Origin of the sequence: Streptomyces niphimycinicus (genome assembly GCF_018883605.1) — a bacterium.
Taxonomy (GTDB): Bacteria; Actinomycetota; Actinomycetes; order Streptomycetales; family Streptomycetaceae; genus Streptomyces; species Streptomyces niphimycinicus.
This window is the reverse complement of record NZ_JAHLEM010000251.1, coordinates 1-17,286: the sequence shown is the minus strand read 5'-3', so window position 1 is coordinate 17,286 and position 17,286 is coordinate 1. Positions and strand designations below refer to the sequence as shown.

Below are 17,286 nucleotides of genomic sequence, written 5' to 3'. Positions count from 1 at the left end.
CCCGGCGGGGACGCGGGCTCGGGCGGGGACGCGGGCTCGGGCGGGGACGCGGGTGGCGCGGAAGTCCCCGAGCCGGTGCCGGTGACCGCGATCCCGTACTACGCGTGGGCGAACCGCGAGCCCGGCGCGATGCGGGTGTGGACCCCGCTCCGGCCCCTGACCGGCTGATCTTCACCTGACCCCGGCACGTCCCCCGCGGTGTCCACCGGAACTCGGCGGACACCCCATGCGTTCATCGCTCGAGGAACACGCTCTTGTGCCCGAGCGGCACCATGGCAACGGGAGGTGCCCCTTGAGCACCGGATCCACACCCCGCGGGGACGACGACGCCGACGGCTGGGACGACGTCACCCTCGACGAGGACTTCATACGGGGCGCGGAGGTCGCCGAGCCCGCGGCGCGCACCCGGATGCTGACCGCGCGGTGGCGGCGCGGCGCGCCCGAGCCCCAGCCCTGGCGGGCGGACGAGCCGCCGGCCGGCTGGTTCTGGAGCAAGCGCCGCAAGCGGCGCCGGCGGCGCTGACCTCGCCTCTCCGTTATCCGGTCGCAATTGCGCGCGTAAAGACACCGCGGCGTATCCGGTGGGAGGATTCGGCCCGACTCACTGATCATCGAGGTCCGTGGTCGTTCGCCGACCCTGTCCCGGAGGTGCCGTGTCCGCTCGCTCCGCGTTGCCCGTCATAGCCGTCGCCGCCGTATCCGCCCTCCTGGCCGGGTGCACCAGCACCAAGTCGTCGGGGTCCGGCGGCGGCGACATCAGCCTGGTGAATTCCGGGAAGCTCACCACCTGCACCCATCTGCCCTATCCGCCCTTCCAGTCCAAGCAGGGCAAGAAGATCGTCGGCTTCGATGTGGACATCGTCGACCTCGTGGCCTCGGCACTCGATGTGAAGCAGGAGATCGTGGACACGCCCTTCGAGGGCATCCAGTCCGGGGAGGACCTCAACACCAACCAGTGCGACGTGGCCGCCGCCGGGATGACCATCACCGACGTACGCGAGAAGAACCTGGACTTCTCCGCCCCGTACTTCGAAGCCACGCAGGCGCTGCTCACCACCAAGGGCAAGCCCTACAAGACCCTCGCCGACCTCAAGGGCAAGAAGCTCGCGGTCCAGCAGGGCACCACCGGTGAGAGTTATGCCCAGAAGCACGCCAAGGGCGCCAAGCTGGTCCAGTTCGAGGATCTCGCGCTGCTGCTGACCGCCGTCAAGACCGGGCAGACCGACGCGGGCATCAATGACAACGGGGTGCTCTACGACTACGTCAAGGACAACGCCGACACCACGGTGACGGCCGAGTTCGACACCGGCGAGCAGTACGGCATCGCCGTGCGGACCGGCAATGACGCACTGCGCAAGAAGATCGACGCGGTGCTGAAGGACGCCCGGGCGGACGGCTCCTACGACCGTATCTACAAGAAGTGGTTCGGCACCGCGCCCAAGAAGTGAAGCCCGCCGACGGCCATCGGAGCTGAGGAGTCCGCACACTTATGGCAATGACCCGCCGGCAGCGGGTGCGGGCGATACGAGCGGTGCAGTACGCCGTGCTCATCGCCCTGCTGCTCGCCATCGTCCTGGCCGCGGACTGGGGTGAACTGCGGCGCGCGTTCTTCGACGCCGAGGTCGCCCGGTCCCTGTTCCCCGACATCATCACCACCGCCCTGGTCAACACCGTCGTCTACACCCTGCTCGGCTTCGGCTTCGGCCTTGTCCTGGGGGTGGTGCTGGCGCTGATGCGGCTCTCGCAGGTGCCGCCGTACCGCTGGCTGGCGGTCGCCTACATCGAGTTCTTCCGCGGGGTGCCCGCGCTGCTGGTGTTCATCGCGCTGGGCTTCGGGGTGCCACTCGCCTTCCAGGTGGCGCTGGACCGGCATGTCACGGTGATGCTGGCATTGGGGCTGGTCGGGGCCGCCTACATCGCGGAGACGATGCGGGCGGGCATCCAGGCGGTGCCCAAGGGGCAGATGGAGGCGGCGCGTTCGCTGGGCATGTCCCACGGCCGGGCGATGGCCTCGATCATCATCCCGCAGGCGTTCCGCATCGTCCTGCCGCCGCTCACCAATGAACTGGTGCTGCTGACCAAGGACTCGTCCCTGGTCTATCTGCTGGGGCTCTCCCTGGACCAGTACGAGCTGTCCAAGTTCGGCCGGGACGCGCTGAATCAGCACCGCAGCCTCACCCCGATCCTGGTCGCCGGGGTGTGCTACCTGATCATCACCGTTCCGCTCGGCCAGTTGGTGCGCCGGCTCGAGGCCCGTTCGGCGAAGGCGAGGTGACCGGTGTGAAGGAGACGACGGTGGCGAAGGAGACCGGCGCGGCGGACGGCATCGCCATCCAGGTGGCGGGGCTGCACAAGTCCTTCGGCGCGCTGGAGGTGCTCAAGGGCATCGATCTCACCGTCCGGCGGGGCGAGGTGGTCTGTGTCATCGGCCCGTCGGGATCCGGCAAGTCGACGCTGCTGCGCTGTGTGAACCTCCTGGAGGAACCGACCTCGGGCTCGGTCACCGTGGCGGGCACCGAGGTCACCGACCCGGACGTGGACATCGACCGGGTGCGGCGGCGGATCGGCATGGTGTTCCAGGCGTTCAACCTCTTTCCGCATCTCACCGCCCTGGAGAACCTCACCATCGCCCAGCGGCGGGTGCTGCGCCGCGACAAGGCGGAGGCGGTACGGATCGGGCGGGACACGCTGCGCCGGGTCGGGCTGAGCGACAAGGAGTCGGCCTATCCGGCGCAGCTCTCGGGTGGCCAGCAGCAACGGGTGGCCATCGCCCGGGCGCTGTCCATGGACCCGGAGTTGATGCTCTTCGACGAGCCGACCTCGGCGCTCGATCCGGAGCTGGTCGGCGATGTGCTCGCCGTGATGCGCGCCCTGGCGGACGAGGGGATGACGATGCTGGTCGTCACCCATGAGATGAGCTTCGCGCGGGAGGTCGCCGACCGGGTCGTGTTCATGGACGACGGGGCGATCGTGGAGGAGGGCGGACCGGAGCAGGTGGTGTCCGATCCGGTTCACCCGCGCACCCGGGCCTTTCTCACCAGGGTGCTCAACCCGGCCGCGGCGCGGGTCGGGGAGGTGCCGGACACGGGCCCGCACGGAGCGCGGATCGACCGCTGAGCTCCGTGCGGGCGGTTGAGCTTCTTTGACTGGCGCAGGTCGCGCGGGTCGTTCGCCTCGCACCCGGACGCGGACGGCGTGGCCGCCGACGCTGGTGTGCACCACATCGCGGATCGACTGACCGGGCAGGGCGGGACCGTCCCGGAGGCGGCGGCCTCCCAGGTGCCCGTCCAGCCATGGCCGGGGGCGGAGCGCGGGCAACGTTTCGGCGGGCGGTGGCGACAAGGAGGCGTGGGGCGTCCCCCCTCGACTCCCGGGTCTTCCCGGTGACTTGGGGCGGCCTTAGGGTAGAAACCGATTGCTGCCCGGTCAGGGTTCCACGTGGGCGGTTAGGGAAGGGAGTCTCGATGGCTCGTTCCTCGGGATCGACGGGGCCCACGCTGGCGGTCGTCGCCCGTGAGGCGGGTGTGTCGGTGCCGACCGCTTCGAAGGTGGTCAACGGCCGGGAGGACGTGGCCCCCGAGACCCGTCGCCGGGTCACCGAGGTCCTGGACCGCCTGGGGTACATCCGCAGGCCGCGCTGTGAGACGCCCAGACCGGCCGCGATGGTCGACCTGGTGGTGCACTCACTCGACAGCCCCTGGTCGGGGGCGGTGCTGCACGGCGCGGCTCAGGCCGCGCACGAGGCGGGACTCGAGGTGGTGGTCTCGGCCGCGGCCCCCCGTGGCCGGGGCGGCCCGAGCGAGCACGGCTGGCCGGACAAGCTGTACGCCCGGGGCAGCTCGGGTGTGCTGTTCCATCTCACGAAGCTCGCGCCCGCCCAGTACTCCTGGCTCGATGAGCACCGGATCCCGTTTGTGCTGATCGACCCCGCGCAGGACCCGCCGCCCGGGGTGCCGTCCGTGGCCGCCGCCAACTGGCAGGGCGGGATGGCCGCGACCGAGCACCTCATCGAGCTGGGGCACCGCCGGATCGCGGTGCTCGGCGGCCTGGGGCGGGCGGTGCGCGACGGTGGCCGGGTCGCCGATTACCGGTCGGCGATGGCGGCGGCGCTGCGCAAGCTGCTGCGGCTGATGACCGGCGAGATACCGGAGGCGATCCGGACCGAGCTGTCCACCCGGCTCATGGTCCGGTCCAGTACCGCTCCCCCACTTCGCGCTCTCTTATGACCGAGGGATCGAACACTGCACGGCTGTCCGGACGGGGCCGTATCACCAATCCCCTCCCGCACATCCGATATGTCATCCCGCACCGCACCGATCGCTACGGAGGTCCGCCCACCGTGTTCATCGACCTGCCCCTGGAGCAGTTGCGCACCTATCAGCCCCCGCTGCCCGAGCCGGACGGCTTCGACGCCTTCTGGACGCGGACCCTCGCCGAGGCCCGTGCCTGCGAGCTGAACGCGGTGTTCACCGAAGAGGACACCGGAATGGCCCGAGTGCAGAGCTACGACGTGGAGTTCTCCGGCTTCGGCGGGCACCGGATACGTGGCTGGCTGCTGGCCCCGCGGGAGGTGGCGGGCCCGCTGCCGTGCGTGGTGCAGTACCTCGGCTACAGCGGCGGCCGGGGGCTGCCGCACAACTGGCTGCTGTGGCCGTCGGTGGGCTATGCGGTCTTCGTGATGGACAGCCGGGGCCAGGGATGGGTGCAGCACTCCCCCGGCGTCACCCCCGATCCGGTCGGCGGCACCGGGCCCGAGGCCCCGGGCAAGCTGACCCAGGGCGTTCTCTCCCCGGACGACCACTACTACCGCCGGCTGTACACGGACGCGGTACGGGCGGTGGAGGCCGCCCGTGAGCATCCGCTGGTGGATTCCGCGCGCATCGTGGTCAGCGGCGGCAGTCAGGGCGGTGCGCTGGCGCTGGCGGCGGCCGGTCTGGTGCCGGATCTGACGGCGGCCCTGGTGGATGTGCCGTTCCTGACCCACATCCGGCGCGCGGTCGAGATCACCGATGCGGAACCCTACGGTGAACTGGTCCGGTTCTGCGCCGGACAGCGCCACCTGGCCGAGCGGGTGTTCGCCACGCTCGACCACTTCGACGGGCTCAACTTCGCGGCCCGCGCGGGCGCCCCGGCGCTGTTCTCGACCGCCCTTCGCGATGAGGTCACCCCGACCTCCTGCGGCTTCGCCGCCCATCACCACTACGCCGGTGAGAAGGACCTCAAGGTGTGGTCCTTCAACGGCCACGAGGGCGGGGGCACGCATCAGCAGGCCGAGCAGATCCGCTTTCTGCGCGGGCTGCTGGGCTGAACCCGGCGTGCCGGGCGGCGTTCGACCGCCGTCCGGATCGGGTTCGACCGCCGCCCGGCACCGGGTAGACAGGGGCTACCCGCACCGAAGGAGCCGCCCGTGCCCGCGCAACCGCTGGAAGGCATCACCGTCGTCGCCCTGGAGCAGGCCGTCGCCGCCCCGTTCGCCACCCGTCAGCTCGCCGATCTGGGCGCCAGGGTCATCAAGGTGGAGCGGCCTGGGCGCGGGGACTTCGCCCGCGACTACGACCGCGAGGTCAAGGGCGCGTCGGCCTACTTCGTCTGGATCAACCGCGGTAAGGAGAGCGTCGTCCTCGACGTCAAGGACGACACCGACCGGGCGCTGCTCGATGCGATGCTCGCCCGCGCCGATGTCTTCGTGCACAATCTGGCGCCCGGCGCCGTGGACCGGCTGGGCCTGGGAGCGCGGACGCTGCGGCCCGCCCATCCCCGCCTGATCACCTGCGCGCTCTCCGGCTACGGGGACAGTGGCCCGTACCGCGAGAAGAAGGCGTACGACCTGCTCATCCAGTGCGAGGCGGGGCTGCTGTCGATCACCGGCAGCCCGGCGGCCCCGGCCCGCCCCGGGATCTCGATCGCCGATATCGCGGGCGGGATGTACGCCTACACCGGCATTCTCACCGCGCTGTACGAGCGGGAGCGCACCGGTGCGGGGACGGACCTGAGCGTGAGCCTGCTCGATGCGCTGGGCGAGTGGATGGGCCACCCCTATTTCGCCCAGGCGTACGGCGGTGCCGGGGTCGTGCGCAGTGGCGCGCGCCATCCGTCGATCTCGCCGTACGGCGCCTACCGCTGTGGGGACGGCGGTCAGGTGTTCCTGAGTGTGCAGAGCGACCGTGAATGGGCCGCCCTGTGCGAGCGGGTGCTCCGCCGCCCGGAGCTGATCGGGGATCCGCGCTTCGCGGACAATCCCCTGCGCCGTACCCATGACGAGGCGCTGACGGCCGAGTTGGAGTCGTGCTTCGCGGAGCACACCGCCGAGGGGCTGATCGCGCTGCTGGACGGGGCCGGTATCGCCAATGCCCGGCTGCGCGACATCGCGGAGTTCGGCGCCCACCCCCAGTTCGACGCCCGCGACCGCTGGGGCGAGTTCGGCTCCCCGGTCGGGCCGCTGCGCGGTCTGCTGCCGCCGGTGGAGGTGGCGGGCCGCAGGGCGCCGATGCGGCCGGTGCCGGGGCTCGGCGAGCACACGGAGGCGGTGCGCGCCGAGTTCTCCTGAGCACGTCGCGCGCCCCGGGACTCCGGGACCCGGCCGACGGGTGGCTCGGCTCCTGTGCTAGGACGCCGGCATGGAGATCGAGCCGATCACGCTGTCCACGCCACGGCCCGTGCGGCGGCCGACACTGGTCCAGCGCTGGGATGAACTCACCTTCCTGCACTGGCCGGTGGAGCCGGAGCGCGTCGCCCCGCTGCTGCCCGCCGGTACCCGCCCCGACATCTTCGACGGTGTCACCTATGTCGGGCTGGTCCCGTTCCTGATGCGCGGTGTGGGCTTCGGGCCGGGGCCCGGCCTGCCGTATCTGGGCACGTTCTGCGAGACGAACGTCCGGCTGTACTCGGTGGACCGGCAGGGCCGGCGCGGTGTGGTGTTCCGGTCCCTCGACGCGGCCCGGCTGCTCCCGGTGCTGGTGGGCCGGCTCACCGTCCGGCTGCCCTATCGGTGGTCCACGATGCGCCTGCGCCGCGAGAACGACGTGCTCACCTATAGCTGCGGCCTGCGGCGGCGCCCGGCGGCCGGGGGCCGCACGAGCCGGGCCGTGGTGAGGATAGGCGGGTCCATCGCCGAGCCGACACCGCTGGAGCTCTTCCTGACCGCCCGGTGGGGTCTGCACGTCTCCTGGCACGGCCGCACGGTCCACCTGCCGAACGACCACGCACCGTGGCCGCTGCACCGGGCCGAGCTGCTCGATCTCGACGACGGCCTGATCACCACCGCGGGCCTGCCGCCCATGGCGGGCCCGCCGGTGAGTCTGTTGTACTCCCCCGGGGTCGCCGTTCGCTTCGGGACCCCGCAACGCGCATGAGCCAGCGGCACAGACGTCTGACTCACCAACGCCACCAGTCCGGGAGACCCGGTCGCGCATCACTCCGGATGGGCTACCGCATCATCCCGTAGTTGCACCGCCGCCGGCAGACTCAGCCCCGGCTCTGCCCCGCGCAGCGCCTTTACCGCCGCGACCGACGTGAGATCCCCGGAGAGGCCGACGTCGGCCAACCGGGAGCGGACCCAATGACCACGCACCTGGGTTTCGGTGGCGGCAGCGGTGGATTCGACGATCGTGACCGCGCGTTCCAGACCCGGGCGCGTCTCGGCCGAGGCCCCGTCCATGTCCGGCATCACGTCGAGTCCACCCTTGCTGGCCGGCTTACCGGGGACGGCAAACCAGATCGCCATCAGGACGACCCCCGCCAGACAGACGATTGGCGTTGGAAGCGTGCCGAGTCCGGTCCTGGGCAGCGCGGTGAAGGCGATGGCCGCCAGGATCGTCGTGGCGGCCGAGACGAACCACCACCCGACAGCCCGGCGCCGGGCGCCTGACCGCGGCCCGTGCGCCGCGACGCGCAGTGCTGCCCCACTTCGTTCAGCACCGTGTCGGCGGTTTCCCGCGGCACCGACCACGCGGCAGGCAGTTGGCCGCTTCTCCCGAGCCGGTCCCCCGGTGTCGCGCGCATGGTGCGCCTGGGCGGCCCGGCACCCGGCTGATCTGCGGTTTCCCGCAGGGCGAGCGCTGCGGAGAACACCACCGGGTTGGGCGGCAATCCTCATGTCCTCGCTGGTCCGCGGTTTCTAGATTGACAGGCGTCGGGGCCGCACAGCGCTCCGGCGCCTGACCGCCATGTTGGAGACCACGCATGCACTTGATGACCCTGGCTCTGCCCCAGGAACCCTCCGACGGCTTCGCCGGCTGGGCCGCGGACCTCGTGGACGCGATGGGCGGGCCGGGAGCCGGTCTGGCCATCGCGCTGGAGAACCTCTTCCCGCCGCTGCCCAGCGAGGTGATCCTGCCGCTGACCGGGTTCGCGGCCGGGCAGGGGGTGCTCAGCCTGGCCTCGGCGCTGTTCTGGACCACGCTCGGTTCGGTGGTGGGCGCGCTGGTGCTGTACTGGATCGGCATGCTCGTCGGCCGCAAGCGCATGCACGCCATCTGGGCGAAGCTGCCGCTGGTGAAGGCGTCCGACCTGGACCGTACGGAGCAATGGTTCGAGCGGCACGGCACCAAGGCGGTCTTCATCGGCCGCATGGTCCCGATCTTCCGCAGCCTCATCTCCATTCCGGCCGGGGTCGAGCGGATGCCGCTGCCGGTCTTCGCCCTGCTGACCACGCTGGGCAGCCTGGTCTGGAACACGGTGCTGGTGATGGCCGGCTACTGGCTGGGCGATCAGTGGGACGAGGTGGAGACCTACGTCGGTGTGCTCTCCAAGGTGGTCCTGGTCGCGGTGGTGGTGGCCATCGTGGTCTACCTGGTCGTGCGCTTCCGCGGTCGCGGCAGGCAGCGCCCCGCTTCATGAGCCATGACGGGCGCCCCGGCGCCTCCGCGCTGCTCGCGCCACAGCCCGGACGATCTTGCCCGGGGTGTGCGGCCGGGCTAGGCTTGGCCCCCGTGCAGGGGGATTTGACGAATTTCGCCACCCATCACCTGTTTCTCGGCTCGCCCGGTCAGGACGACGGCGGGAGGGGGGCGGCGGAACCCTCGTGGCCGCGCAAGATTCCGGGAGCGCTCCTCGGCTGTTGCACGGCCATGCTCGGATTTCTCTACTTGCTGATCGTCGGCACGGCTTTGGCGCCCTTTCTGCTGGGGCCGCGCACCCGGCCCGGCGCCCTGGCCGCGCTCGCCTCCGGGGCCCGTCGGCTCGCGGGGCTGGACCGGGCGCGCCGCTTCGTCTTCTTCGGCGATCGTTTCCCCGAGCACTACAAGTCGTCCGACCAGAAGGTCCTGCGCTATCTGGCGATCCGCAGCTATACGGGGCTGCTGTGCACCATCGTCATCGGTCTGCTGGGGTTCGGTGCCATCCTCGCCGCGGTGCTGGCCATGCGACTGGTCCAAGGCCGCCTGGACCTCCAGGAACTCCTCACCCAGGCGCTGCTCGGCGGGGTGCTGCTCTTCCTCGACGTGCAGGGCATCTACTCTCTCGCGGTCCTGGACGCCCGGCTGGCCCGTGAGTGCTTCGGGCCGTCCGAGCGGGAGTTGCTGCGGCAGCGCATCGACGAGCTGGCCACCAGCCGGGCCGCGGTCCTCCAGGCCGTCGACGCCGAGCGCCGCCGCATCGAGCGCGATCTCCACGACGGCATCCAGCAGCGCCTGGTGGCGCTCGCCATGCTGCTCGGCCGGGCGCGCCGCAGCCGCGGCCGCAATCCCGAGCAGGTGGATGCCTTGCTGCACCAGGCTCACCAGGAGTCCCAGGAGGTCATCACCGAACTCCGGGAGGCCACCTGGCGGATCTATCCCTCCGCTCTGGACAGCCTGGGGCTGAAGGAAGCGCTCAGCGGGGTCTCCGAGCGGTGCTCCATCCCCATCCGCATGGACTTCGAGGTCGATGGTGCGCTGCCACACACGGTGGAGACCGCCGCGTACTTCGTGGTCTCGGAGTGCGTCACCAACGCCGCCAAGCACTCCGGCGCCACGGCCATCGGCATCCGACTCGCGCTGCACGGAGCGGTGCTGGTGGTCCGGGTGGAGGACAATGGCACCGGCGGAGCGGATCCATCGGGCAGCGGCCTCACCGGGCTGCGCAGCCGGGTGAGCGCGCTCGACGGTCTGCTGCACATCGACAGCCCCCTCGGGGGACCCACGACCATTACCGCGGAGCTTCCATGCGCGTGATCCTCGCCGAGGACTCGACCTTGCTACGGGAAGGACTGGTACGTCTGCTGGTCGAGGAGGGCCATGAGGTCGTCGCGGCGGTGGGTGACGCGGTGTCCCTCATGAAGGAGGTCGAGGAGCGGATGCCCGACATGGTCGTCGTCGACATCCGGATGCCTCCGACGCACACCGACGACGGGCTGCGGGCCGCGCTGGACATCCGTAAGCGCTGGCCCTGGATAAGCCTGCTCGTGCTGTCGCAGCATGTGGAGCGCAACTACGCGGCCCAGCTTCTGGCGTCCAACGCGGAGCGGGTCGGGTATCTCCTGAAGGACCGGGTCGCCCAGGTCGAGGAGTTCCTGGACGCGCTGGAGCGGATCCACGCCGGTGGCGCGGCCATCGACCCGGAGGTCGTACGCCAGTTGGTCATCCGTACCACACACGGTGACCCGCTCGCCCGGCTCACCCCGCGCGAGCGCAGTGTGCTGGAGACGCTGGCGCAGGGTCACACCAACACGGCCATCGCGCAGAAGCTGCATATCTCGCTGAGCTCGGTGGAGAAGAACCTCAACACCATTTTCGACAAGCTCGACCTGTCGCATACCGCCGGCTACAGCCGGCGGATCCTGGCGGTCCTGCGGTATCTGGAGTCCTGAGGCCCGCGCCGGGCGAGGCCACGGGTATCGAGGTGCTCGACGACGTGTTCCCACACGTCGTCGAGATCCGCTCGGCTTCCAAGGCGCCACCGGGCTGTCTGCGGCCCCACGTCCGGGCGGGCACAGCCCGGTGCCGTCACTGGAAGGAGTACGGGTTGAGCGCGTCCTCCGGCAGGTGTTCGAGCTGCACCCGGTCGCCGATCCCGGCCTCCTCGGCGAGTTCGAGGAGCACATCGAAGGCGACGTGATCCTCCAGGGCGAATCCGGTCGAGTCGAAGACGGTCACCTGCTCCCGCCGTCCCTCGGCGAGCGCCGGGTCGACGCACAGCGCGGGCAGCTCCGGGCCCAGCTCGCTCTGGTCGAGCTGCTGGCACTCACCCTCGCGCAGCGCCTGCCCCTGGTGGTCGGGGGTGACGAAGGCGGACTTGAGCACGGACAGCGGCACCTCGAACTTGCCGATCAGATCGGCGCCTATGGCGTTGATGTGGACGTGCGGGCGCAGCCGCTCGCCGTGGAGGACCGGGCCGTCCCCGACCCCGACCGAGGTGACGGTGCAGATGATGTCCGACGCCGCCTCGATCTCCGCGACGGATGCCACCTCCACGTCGATACCGAGGAATTCCGCGCGCTCGGCGAACGACTCGGCGTGGGCGGGCTCGATGTCGTGGACGAGGATCCGGTCCAGCCGGAAGACCCGGCTGAGGGCATGGGCCTGGGTCACCGCCTGGGCACCGGCGCCCACCAGGCCGAGGACCCGGCTGTCGGGACGGGCCAGCAGACGGCTGGCGATGGCGGAGGCGGCGCCGGTGCGGACGGCGGTGGGCAGGATGCCGTCGCCGACGGCCAGCAGACGGCCGGTCACGTCGTCGTAGCGGGCCATCGTGCCGATGATGGTGGGAAGTTGGTGGGTGGACGGATTCGTGGGGGTGTACGCCACGGTCTTGATGGTGATCGAGTCGCCGGGCTGGTGGTGCGGCATCCATTCGAGGACGGCCGTGTTCCGAGGACCGCGCAGGAATCCGTCCCGAGCCGGGGTGATACCCCATCTGTTTTCCGCACGGAACGCCTCATCGAGCCGGTCGATCATCCGGTCCATGAAAAGGTCCAATCCCTTTCCCTGGACGATCTTGGCAACATGTTGCCGAGTGAGGACCGTGGTTTCCATTGTTTCCCCTTGATTCGCATCACGGTGCGGCATTTACCTGCCAATGGAATTTTTACTCCACTGGAAAGGACGAACCGGAATATGAAACTAATGGCTGCGGAATCCTCCGGTCAAGCTTCCGCCTGGGCGAGTACGGTTTCCCGCAACTGGCACCCTGCGGAGAACCACAGGGTGACAGTTGCGGGAAACAATGACTACCGAGGCGGTTTACCCCGTGTCGACGTCCGGGACATGGAACTAGCGTTTTAGCGTCATAAGCCCGGCAGCCGCCACTACGGTTCGGCACCATTGGGAGGACGCTGACAGTGCGAAAGAAACCGGCGACGTTACGGGTTGCCCGATGGAGCGCCACACATCCGTGGTCCGCGATCGGACTGTGGGTCGTGTTCGTCGCCCTGTGCCTCTTCCTCGGCGGCGCCGCCGGTACCAACAAGCTCGACTCCGAGGAGTCCGGGGTCCGGGAGTCGGGCCGGGCGGGCAAGATCGTTTCTTCCGGGGACTTCCCCGAACGGGCCGAGGAGAACGTGCTCATCACCGCCGAGTCGGGCGGGAAGCTGGACCGGCGGGCGGCGCAGCGGGCGGCCCAGGACATCACCGGCCGGATGAAGGCACTGTCCGAGGTGCGGAGCGTCGGTGAGCCGGTGCCCGCGCCGAACGGCAAGGCCCTGCTCGTACCGGTGACGATGAACGGTGACAAGGACGACGCCATCAACCGGGTCGGCCCGCTGCTCGATGTGAGCGCCGAGGCCGACCGCACCCACGACGGGCTCAACATCGAGCAGGTGGGCACCGGTTCGACGGCGAAGGGCATGTCGGACACCATCGGCGAGGACTTCAAGAGGGCCGAGCTGATCAGCGTTCCGCTGACCCTGCTGATCCTGCTGGTGGTCTTCGGCGCGATCATCGCCGCCGGAGTGCCCGTACTGCTCGCCCTGTCCTGTGTGGTCACCGCGATGGGGCTGTCGACCCTGGCGTCCCATGTGCTGCCGGAGACCAGCGCGGTGAGCAATGTCATCCTCCTCATGGGCATGGCCGTCGGCGTCGACTACTCGCTCTTCTACCTCAAGCGGGAGCGGGAGGAGCGCCGTAAGGGCAAGTCCCACCTCGACGCCATCGACATCGCCGCGGAGACGTCGGGACATACGGTCGTGGTGTCCGGCACCACCGTGATCGTGGCGATGGCCGGGCTCTATCTGGCCCAGGAGGCCACCTTCGCCTCCCTGGCCACCGGTTCCATCATCGTCGTGGCGGTCGCGGTGCTCGGCTCGGTGACCGTGCTGCCCGCCCTCCTCGCCAAGCTGGGCCGCTGGGTGGACCGTCCCCGGGTGCCGTTCCTGTGGCGGCTGACGATGCGCTCCGGCGAATCGCGCCTGTGGCCGGTGCTGCTGCGCCCGGCGCTGCTCAAGCCGGCCCTCACGCTGGTGGTGTCGATCGGCGCGCTGCTGCTGCTCGCCCTGCCCGCCCTGGACATGAAGCTCAAGCAGCCCGGCCAGGACGACCTGTCACGGGACATCCCGGTCGTCCGGGCGACCGACCGGCTCACCGACGCCTTCCCGAGCGAGGGCACCGTGCACAAGGTGGCGGTACGGGCCCCGGCCGACGAGGCCGGCCAGGTCAAGGCCGCGCTGCGGAGGCTGATCGACCGCACCGAGGGCAACAGCCTCTTCGCCCACGACCAGACGCCGGTGATCCGCGAGTCCGCGGACCACCGGGTGCACACCGTCGAGGTGGGCACGCCGTACCCGCCGAAGAACCCCAAGGCCACCGAGTCGCTGAAGGTGCTGCGCGGATGGGTGCCCGAGGCGCTGGACGAGGTCCCGGACGCCGAGAGCGGCGTCGGCGGCGCGGTGGCCCAGGGCATCGACTTCACCGACCACCTGGAGGAGCGCATGCCCTGGGTGGTGGGCTTCGTACTGCTGCTGACCTTCGGCACCATGGCGGTGATCTTTCGCTCTCTGGCCGTGGCGCTGTCGGCGGTGCTGCTGAACCTGCTCTCCGCGGCCGCCTCGTTCGGTGTCCTGGTGGCGGTCTTCCAGCACACCTGGGCGGAGGGGCTGCTCGACTTCGACAGCTCGGGCACGGTGGTGTCCTGGCTTCCGCTCTTCCTGTTCGTGGTGCTCTTCGGACTGTCCATGGATTACCACGTGTTCGTGGTCAGCCGGATCCGGGAGATGGCCGAGGACGGCGCGTCCGTGAGGGACTCGGTGCGTGAGGGCATCGTTCGCTCGGCGGGCGTCGTGACGAGTGCCGCGATCGTCATGGTGGCGGTGTTCTCGATCTTCGGCACGCTCAACGCGGTCGAGTTCAAGCAGCTCGGCGTGGGACTCGCGGCGGCGATCATGCTGGACGCGGTGGTCATCCGGATCTTCGTGCTGCCGGCGCTGATGACGGCGCTCGGCCCGTGGAACTGGTGGCCCGGCGGCACGTCCAGGACCGGCAGGGAGCCTTCCGCCGTGCCGGTCCCGGCCGGGACCGGTGAGCCGACGGGCCCGGCGGCCCCGTACGTACAGTCCCTCGTGCCCGGGACGGACCAGGCACCGTCGCCGGGCCGGCCGCGGCCGTAGCGGTCAGGCGGCCCCTTTGACGAGGGGGGAGGGCCGTCCGGTACCCCCGGCCGGGCGCCTCCCCCCTCTTCACGTTCCGGTGCCGCTCGCCGTCCCATGGCGGTCAGCGGGCGGCCGCCCCGGTGAGGAACTCCACCATCACCTTGTTCACCGTCGCGGGGTCTTCCAGATAGCCGTAGTGCCCACAGCCCTCGATGAGTTCGTACTCGGCGCCCGGGATGGCGTCGGCGACCTCGCGCGCCAGATGCGCGGGGGTGATCAGGTCGTCCGCGAAGGCGATGACCTGGCAGGGGACGCGGATGCCCCGGTATGCCTCGAGCCGGTGGCCCAGCGTGCTCAGTTCCATCTGCGCTCGCTGTCCGGGACCGGCCGCGGGCGACAGTTCGAACAGATCGAGCCAGTCGGCCATCGCCGCGCCGTCGTCGAGGGTGCGCGGGGACAGCGACTTCAGGGCCCGGACCACGGCGGCGTACCGGACCGGGATTTCCACCCCGGCGTCGTGCAGCTCGATCTCGGCACGGGTGATCGCGGCGCGCAGCGCATCGGTGCGGCCCCGGGTGGCGATGAGGACGGCCTGGCGTACGAGATCGGGCCGGGCCAGCGCGAGTTCCTGCGTGACGAAGGCGCCCAGGGACGTGCCGACGACCCGGCAGGGACCGATCCCGAGGTGCTCGATGAGCCCGGCCACATCGCCGACCATGTCCTGGAGGGTGAACCCCCCGGGACACTCCGAGGTCGGCGGTATGCCCCGGTTGTCGAGGGTGATCACGCGGAATCCGGCGGCGGTGAGGGCGGGCACCTGGTGCAGTTGCCACACGGTGCCGCCGGCGCCGGTCCCCTGGATCATCACGACCGGCTCGCCCTCGCCGGCTTCCTCGTAGTGGAGCTGTATTCCGTTGACGTGAACGACCGGCATCTCGCTCCATCCTCCTTGGTATGACGGGTGCACGGGCATGGGTGTGGCCCGCCCCTCGGGTACGACGCGTCGGACGCGTCCCGGCGGGGCGGGCCACACGGCGGTCCAGCGGGTGCGGCGCTCAGGCCGCGTCGGCGCCTTCCATGGCCTTGATCAGGCTCTTGGGGCGCATATCGGTCCAGTGGGCGTTCACGTATTCGAGCGCCGCGTCCCGGGTGGCGTCGGCGAGGACCGTGCGCCAGCCCTGAGGAACCTCGACGAACGCCGGCCACAAGGAGTGCTGCCCCTCATCGTTGACGAGCACGAGATACGTGCCCTCGGGGTCCTCGAAGGGGTTGGTGCTCATGAGATCGCTCCTTCTGGAAGAAATTCTTTCACTTGACGCTTGACGCTTGACATACATTCACGGTTCACAGCCGGTCGGCGAGAAAACGTCCGATACGCGCCGCGTGACGGGCGTCGGTCATCAGATCTCCGTGGTTCGAGTCTATGGGGCAGATCTCGATCGACCCGCCGGTCAGCGGTTGCCACAAGTTGACATTCAGGATGGTTTCCCGCTCGGCGGGTTTCCGCTCCGCGGAGATGAAAAGCATGTCCCCGTCGAAGAACTGGGGCTCATAGGACCGCATGATCCGGACATTGTTCACGTAGACGTCCTTGAGGGCCAGCACATCCTGGGCCTCGAGGTGGTCGAGGTGGGCCATGGGGTGATTTCCCCCTTGCAGGAATTCCCGGAAGCGCATCAGAACCCGCTCCTGGTCTGCTATGAGCTCGGCCATGTCGACGGTGAATCCCATGGCCTGAAGGTTGTTCGCGACGACTTCGTGCTCCACCGGCTCCGAGTGGTCGCTGTGCTCCCCCGGCGGGTAGGAGTCGAGCACCGCGAGCATCCCGACCTCCTCGCCCGCCGCGCGCATCCGGACGGCCAGCGCCTGCGCGGTCAGTCCGCCGAAGGACCAGCCGGCGAGCCGGTAGGGGCCGTGCGGCTGCACGGAGCGGATCCGCTCGAAATAGTCCTCGACCATTTCCTCCATGGACGCCGGGAGCGGTCCGGTGCCGTCGAGGCCGCGGGCCTGGACGCCATAGACCGGCACCTCGGCGCCGAGATGGCGGACGAGACCGGAGTAGCACCAACTGAAGCCGCCTCCCGGGTGCAGGAAGAACAGCGGGGCGGCCGAGCCGCGGGCGCGCAGGGGCAGCAGTGATCCCGTCGAGTCGCCCTCCACAGGCGCCTCGCCCGTCAGCAGGCGGGCGAGCGCCGCCGGTGACGGGGCGTCGAAGACCGCCCGCACCGGCAGGTCGCCGCCCATCTCGTCGCGGATCCGGCCGACCAGCTTGGCGGCGAGGAAGGAGTGGCCGCCGAGGTCGAAGAACTCGTCGTCGGCTCCGACCTCCGCCACGCCCAGGATCTCGGAGAACAGGGCGCACAGCGCACGCTCCTCGGGTGTCCTCGGCCGTCCCGACGCCGTATCGCCCTGGTACTCGGGCGCCGGCAGGGCGGCCCGGTCGAGCTTGCCGTTGGGCGTCAGCGGCAGCGCGTCCAGGGTGACGAACGCGGCGGGCACCATATGGTCGGGCAGATGCCGGGCGGTGTGCTCGCGCACCCGGCGCGGTGCGGCCTCGGAGCCGGGCGCCGCGACCACGTAGCCGACGAGCCGCCGGTCCCCCGGCCGGTCCTCCCGCACGACCACGGCTGCCCGCACCACCTCCGGGGCGGTGGTGAGCACCGCCTCGATCTCACCCGGTTCGATGCGGAACCCGCGGATCTTGACCTGGGTGTCGGTGCGCCCCAGGTACGTCAGCTCCCCGTCGCGGGTGAGACGGGCCAGGTCGCCGGTGCGGTACATCCGCGCGC

At 70.2% G+C, this 17,286-nt stretch carries 18 protein-coding genes; 13 read left to right on the top strand and 5 right to left on the bottom strand.

Translation table 11 applies throughout. The features are described 5' to 3' along the window. From KN815_RS52250 to KN815_RS22465, 9 genes are all read left to right on the top strand, one after another. A partial coding sequence (locus KN815_RS52250) for a hypothetical protein (RefSeq protein WP_372458435.1) occupies window positions 1-168 on the top strand: 168 nt, incomplete at its 5' end. A 124-nt stretch (window positions 169-292) separates the two neighbouring features. Continuing rightward, window positions 293-523, top strand: a complete 231-nt coding sequence (locus KN815_RS22500) for an SGM_3592 family protein (protein ID WP_216343740.1) — start codon at window positions 293-295, stop codon at window positions 521-523. Between the two features lie 130 nt (window positions 524-653). Next, on the top strand, window positions 654-1,448 hold the full coding sequence (locus tag KN815_RS22495) for an ABC transporter substrate-binding protein (RefSeq protein ID WP_216343739.1): 795 nt from the start codon (window positions 654-656) through the stop codon (window positions 1,446-1,448). A 41-nt stretch (window positions 1,449-1,489) separates the two neighbouring features. Continuing rightward, on the top strand, window positions 1,490-2,275 hold the full coding sequence (locus KN815_RS22490) for an amino acid ABC transporter permease (RefSeq protein WP_216343738.1): 786 nt from the start codon (window positions 1,490-1,492) through the stop codon (window positions 2,273-2,275). Between the two features lie 5 nt (window positions 2,276-2,280). After that, window positions 2,281-3,117, top strand: coding sequence for an amino acid ABC transporter ATP-binding protein (locus tag KN815_RS22485; RefSeq protein ID WP_372458434.1), 837 nt, complete (start codon window positions 2,281-2,283; stop codon window positions 3,115-3,117). Between the two features lie 347 nt (window positions 3,118-3,464). Further along, window positions 3,465-4,226, top strand: coding sequence for a LacI family DNA-binding transcriptional regulator (locus KN815_RS22480; RefSeq protein WP_216343737.1), 762 nt, complete (start codon window positions 3,465-3,467; stop codon window positions 4,224-4,226). 113 nt (window positions 4,227-4,339) lie between these two features. After that, window positions 4,340-5,308 carry an acetylxylan esterase gene (locus KN815_RS22475; protein WP_216343736.1) on the top strand — a complete coding sequence of 323 codons (969 nt, stop codon included), beginning with the start codon at window positions 4,340-4,342 and terminating at the stop codon, window positions 5,306-5,308. A gap of 99 nt (window positions 5,309-5,407) precedes the next feature. After that, complete coding sequence (locus KN815_RS22470; protein WP_216343735.1) at window positions 5,408-6,547, top strand: CaiB/BaiF CoA transferase family protein; 1,140 nt, start codon at window positions 5,408-5,410, stop codon at window positions 6,545-6,547. 70 nt (window positions 6,548-6,617) lie between these two features. Further along, window positions 6,618-7,352, top strand: a complete 735-nt coding sequence (locus tag KN815_RS22465) for a YqjF family protein (protein WP_216343734.1) — start codon at window positions 6,618-6,620, stop codon at window positions 7,350-7,352. 59 nt (window positions 7,353-7,411) lie between these two features. Here the strand turns inward: KN815_RS22465 and KN815_RS22460 are convergent, their stop codons facing one another. Next, window positions 7,412-7,666 carry a hypothetical protein gene (locus tag KN815_RS22460; RefSeq protein ID WP_253209168.1) on the bottom strand — a complete coding sequence of 85 codons (255 nt, stop codon included), beginning with the start codon at window positions 7,664-7,666 and terminating at the stop codon, window positions 7,412-7,414. 515 nt (window positions 7,667-8,181) lie between these two features. Between KN815_RS22460 and KN815_RS22455 the strand changes: the two genes are divergently transcribed. From KN815_RS22455 to KN815_RS22445, 3 genes are all read left to right on the top strand, one after another. Then, window positions 8,182-8,838 carry a DedA family protein gene (locus tag KN815_RS22455; protein WP_216343733.1) on the top strand — a complete coding sequence of 219 codons (657 nt, stop codon included), beginning with the start codon at window positions 8,182-8,184 and terminating at the stop codon, window positions 8,836-8,838. Window positions 8,839-9,068: 230 nt separating this feature from the next. Beyond that, window positions 9,069-10,151, top strand: coding sequence for a sensor histidine kinase (locus tag KN815_RS22450; RefSeq protein ID WP_253209167.1), 1,083 nt, complete (start codon window positions 9,069-9,071; stop codon window positions 10,149-10,151). Then, window positions 10,142-10,786 (top strand): response regulator, encoded by a 645-nt coding sequence (locus tag KN815_RS22445; RefSeq protein WP_216343731.1) that lies wholly within the window; start codon window positions 10,142-10,144, stop codon window positions 10,784-10,786. The genes KN815_RS22450 and KN815_RS22445 overlap by 10 nt, the downstream gene beginning before the upstream one ends. Before the next feature lie 136 nt (window positions 10,787-10,922). Here the strand turns inward: KN815_RS22445 and KN815_RS22440 are convergent, their stop codons facing one another. Next, window positions 10,923-11,894 (bottom strand): ornithine cyclodeaminase family protein, encoded by a 972-nt coding sequence (locus tag KN815_RS22440; RefSeq protein WP_253209166.1) that lies wholly within the window; start codon window positions 11,892-11,894, stop codon window positions 10,923-10,925. A 440-nt stretch (window positions 11,895-12,334) separates the two neighbouring features. On the opposite strand from KN815_RS22440, the gene KN815_RS22435 reads away from it, so the two are divergent. Beyond that, window positions 12,335-14,515, top strand: coding sequence for an MMPL family transporter (locus KN815_RS22435; protein WP_253209165.1), 2,181 nt, complete (start codon window positions 12,335-12,337; stop codon window positions 14,513-14,515). A gap of 103 nt (window positions 14,516-14,618) precedes the next feature. Here the strand turns inward: KN815_RS22435 and KN815_RS22430 are convergent, their stop codons facing one another. From KN815_RS22430 to KN815_RS22420, 3 genes are all read right to left on the bottom strand, one after another. Further along, a complete protein-coding gene (locus KN815_RS22430) occupies window positions 14,619-15,431 on the bottom strand; it encodes an alpha/beta fold hydrolase (protein WP_216343728.1) in 813 nt (270 codons plus the stop codon). Between the two features lie 121 nt (window positions 15,432-15,552). Beyond that, a complete protein-coding gene (locus KN815_RS22425) occupies window positions 15,553-15,777 on the bottom strand; it encodes an MbtH family protein (RefSeq protein ID WP_137969181.1) in 225 nt (74 codons plus the stop codon). A gap of 64 nt (window positions 15,778-15,841) precedes the next feature. After that, on the bottom strand, window positions 15,842-17,286 hold a 1,445-nt coding region (locus KN815_RS22420; RefSeq protein WP_216343727.1), incomplete at its 5' end, for an alpha/beta fold hydrolase.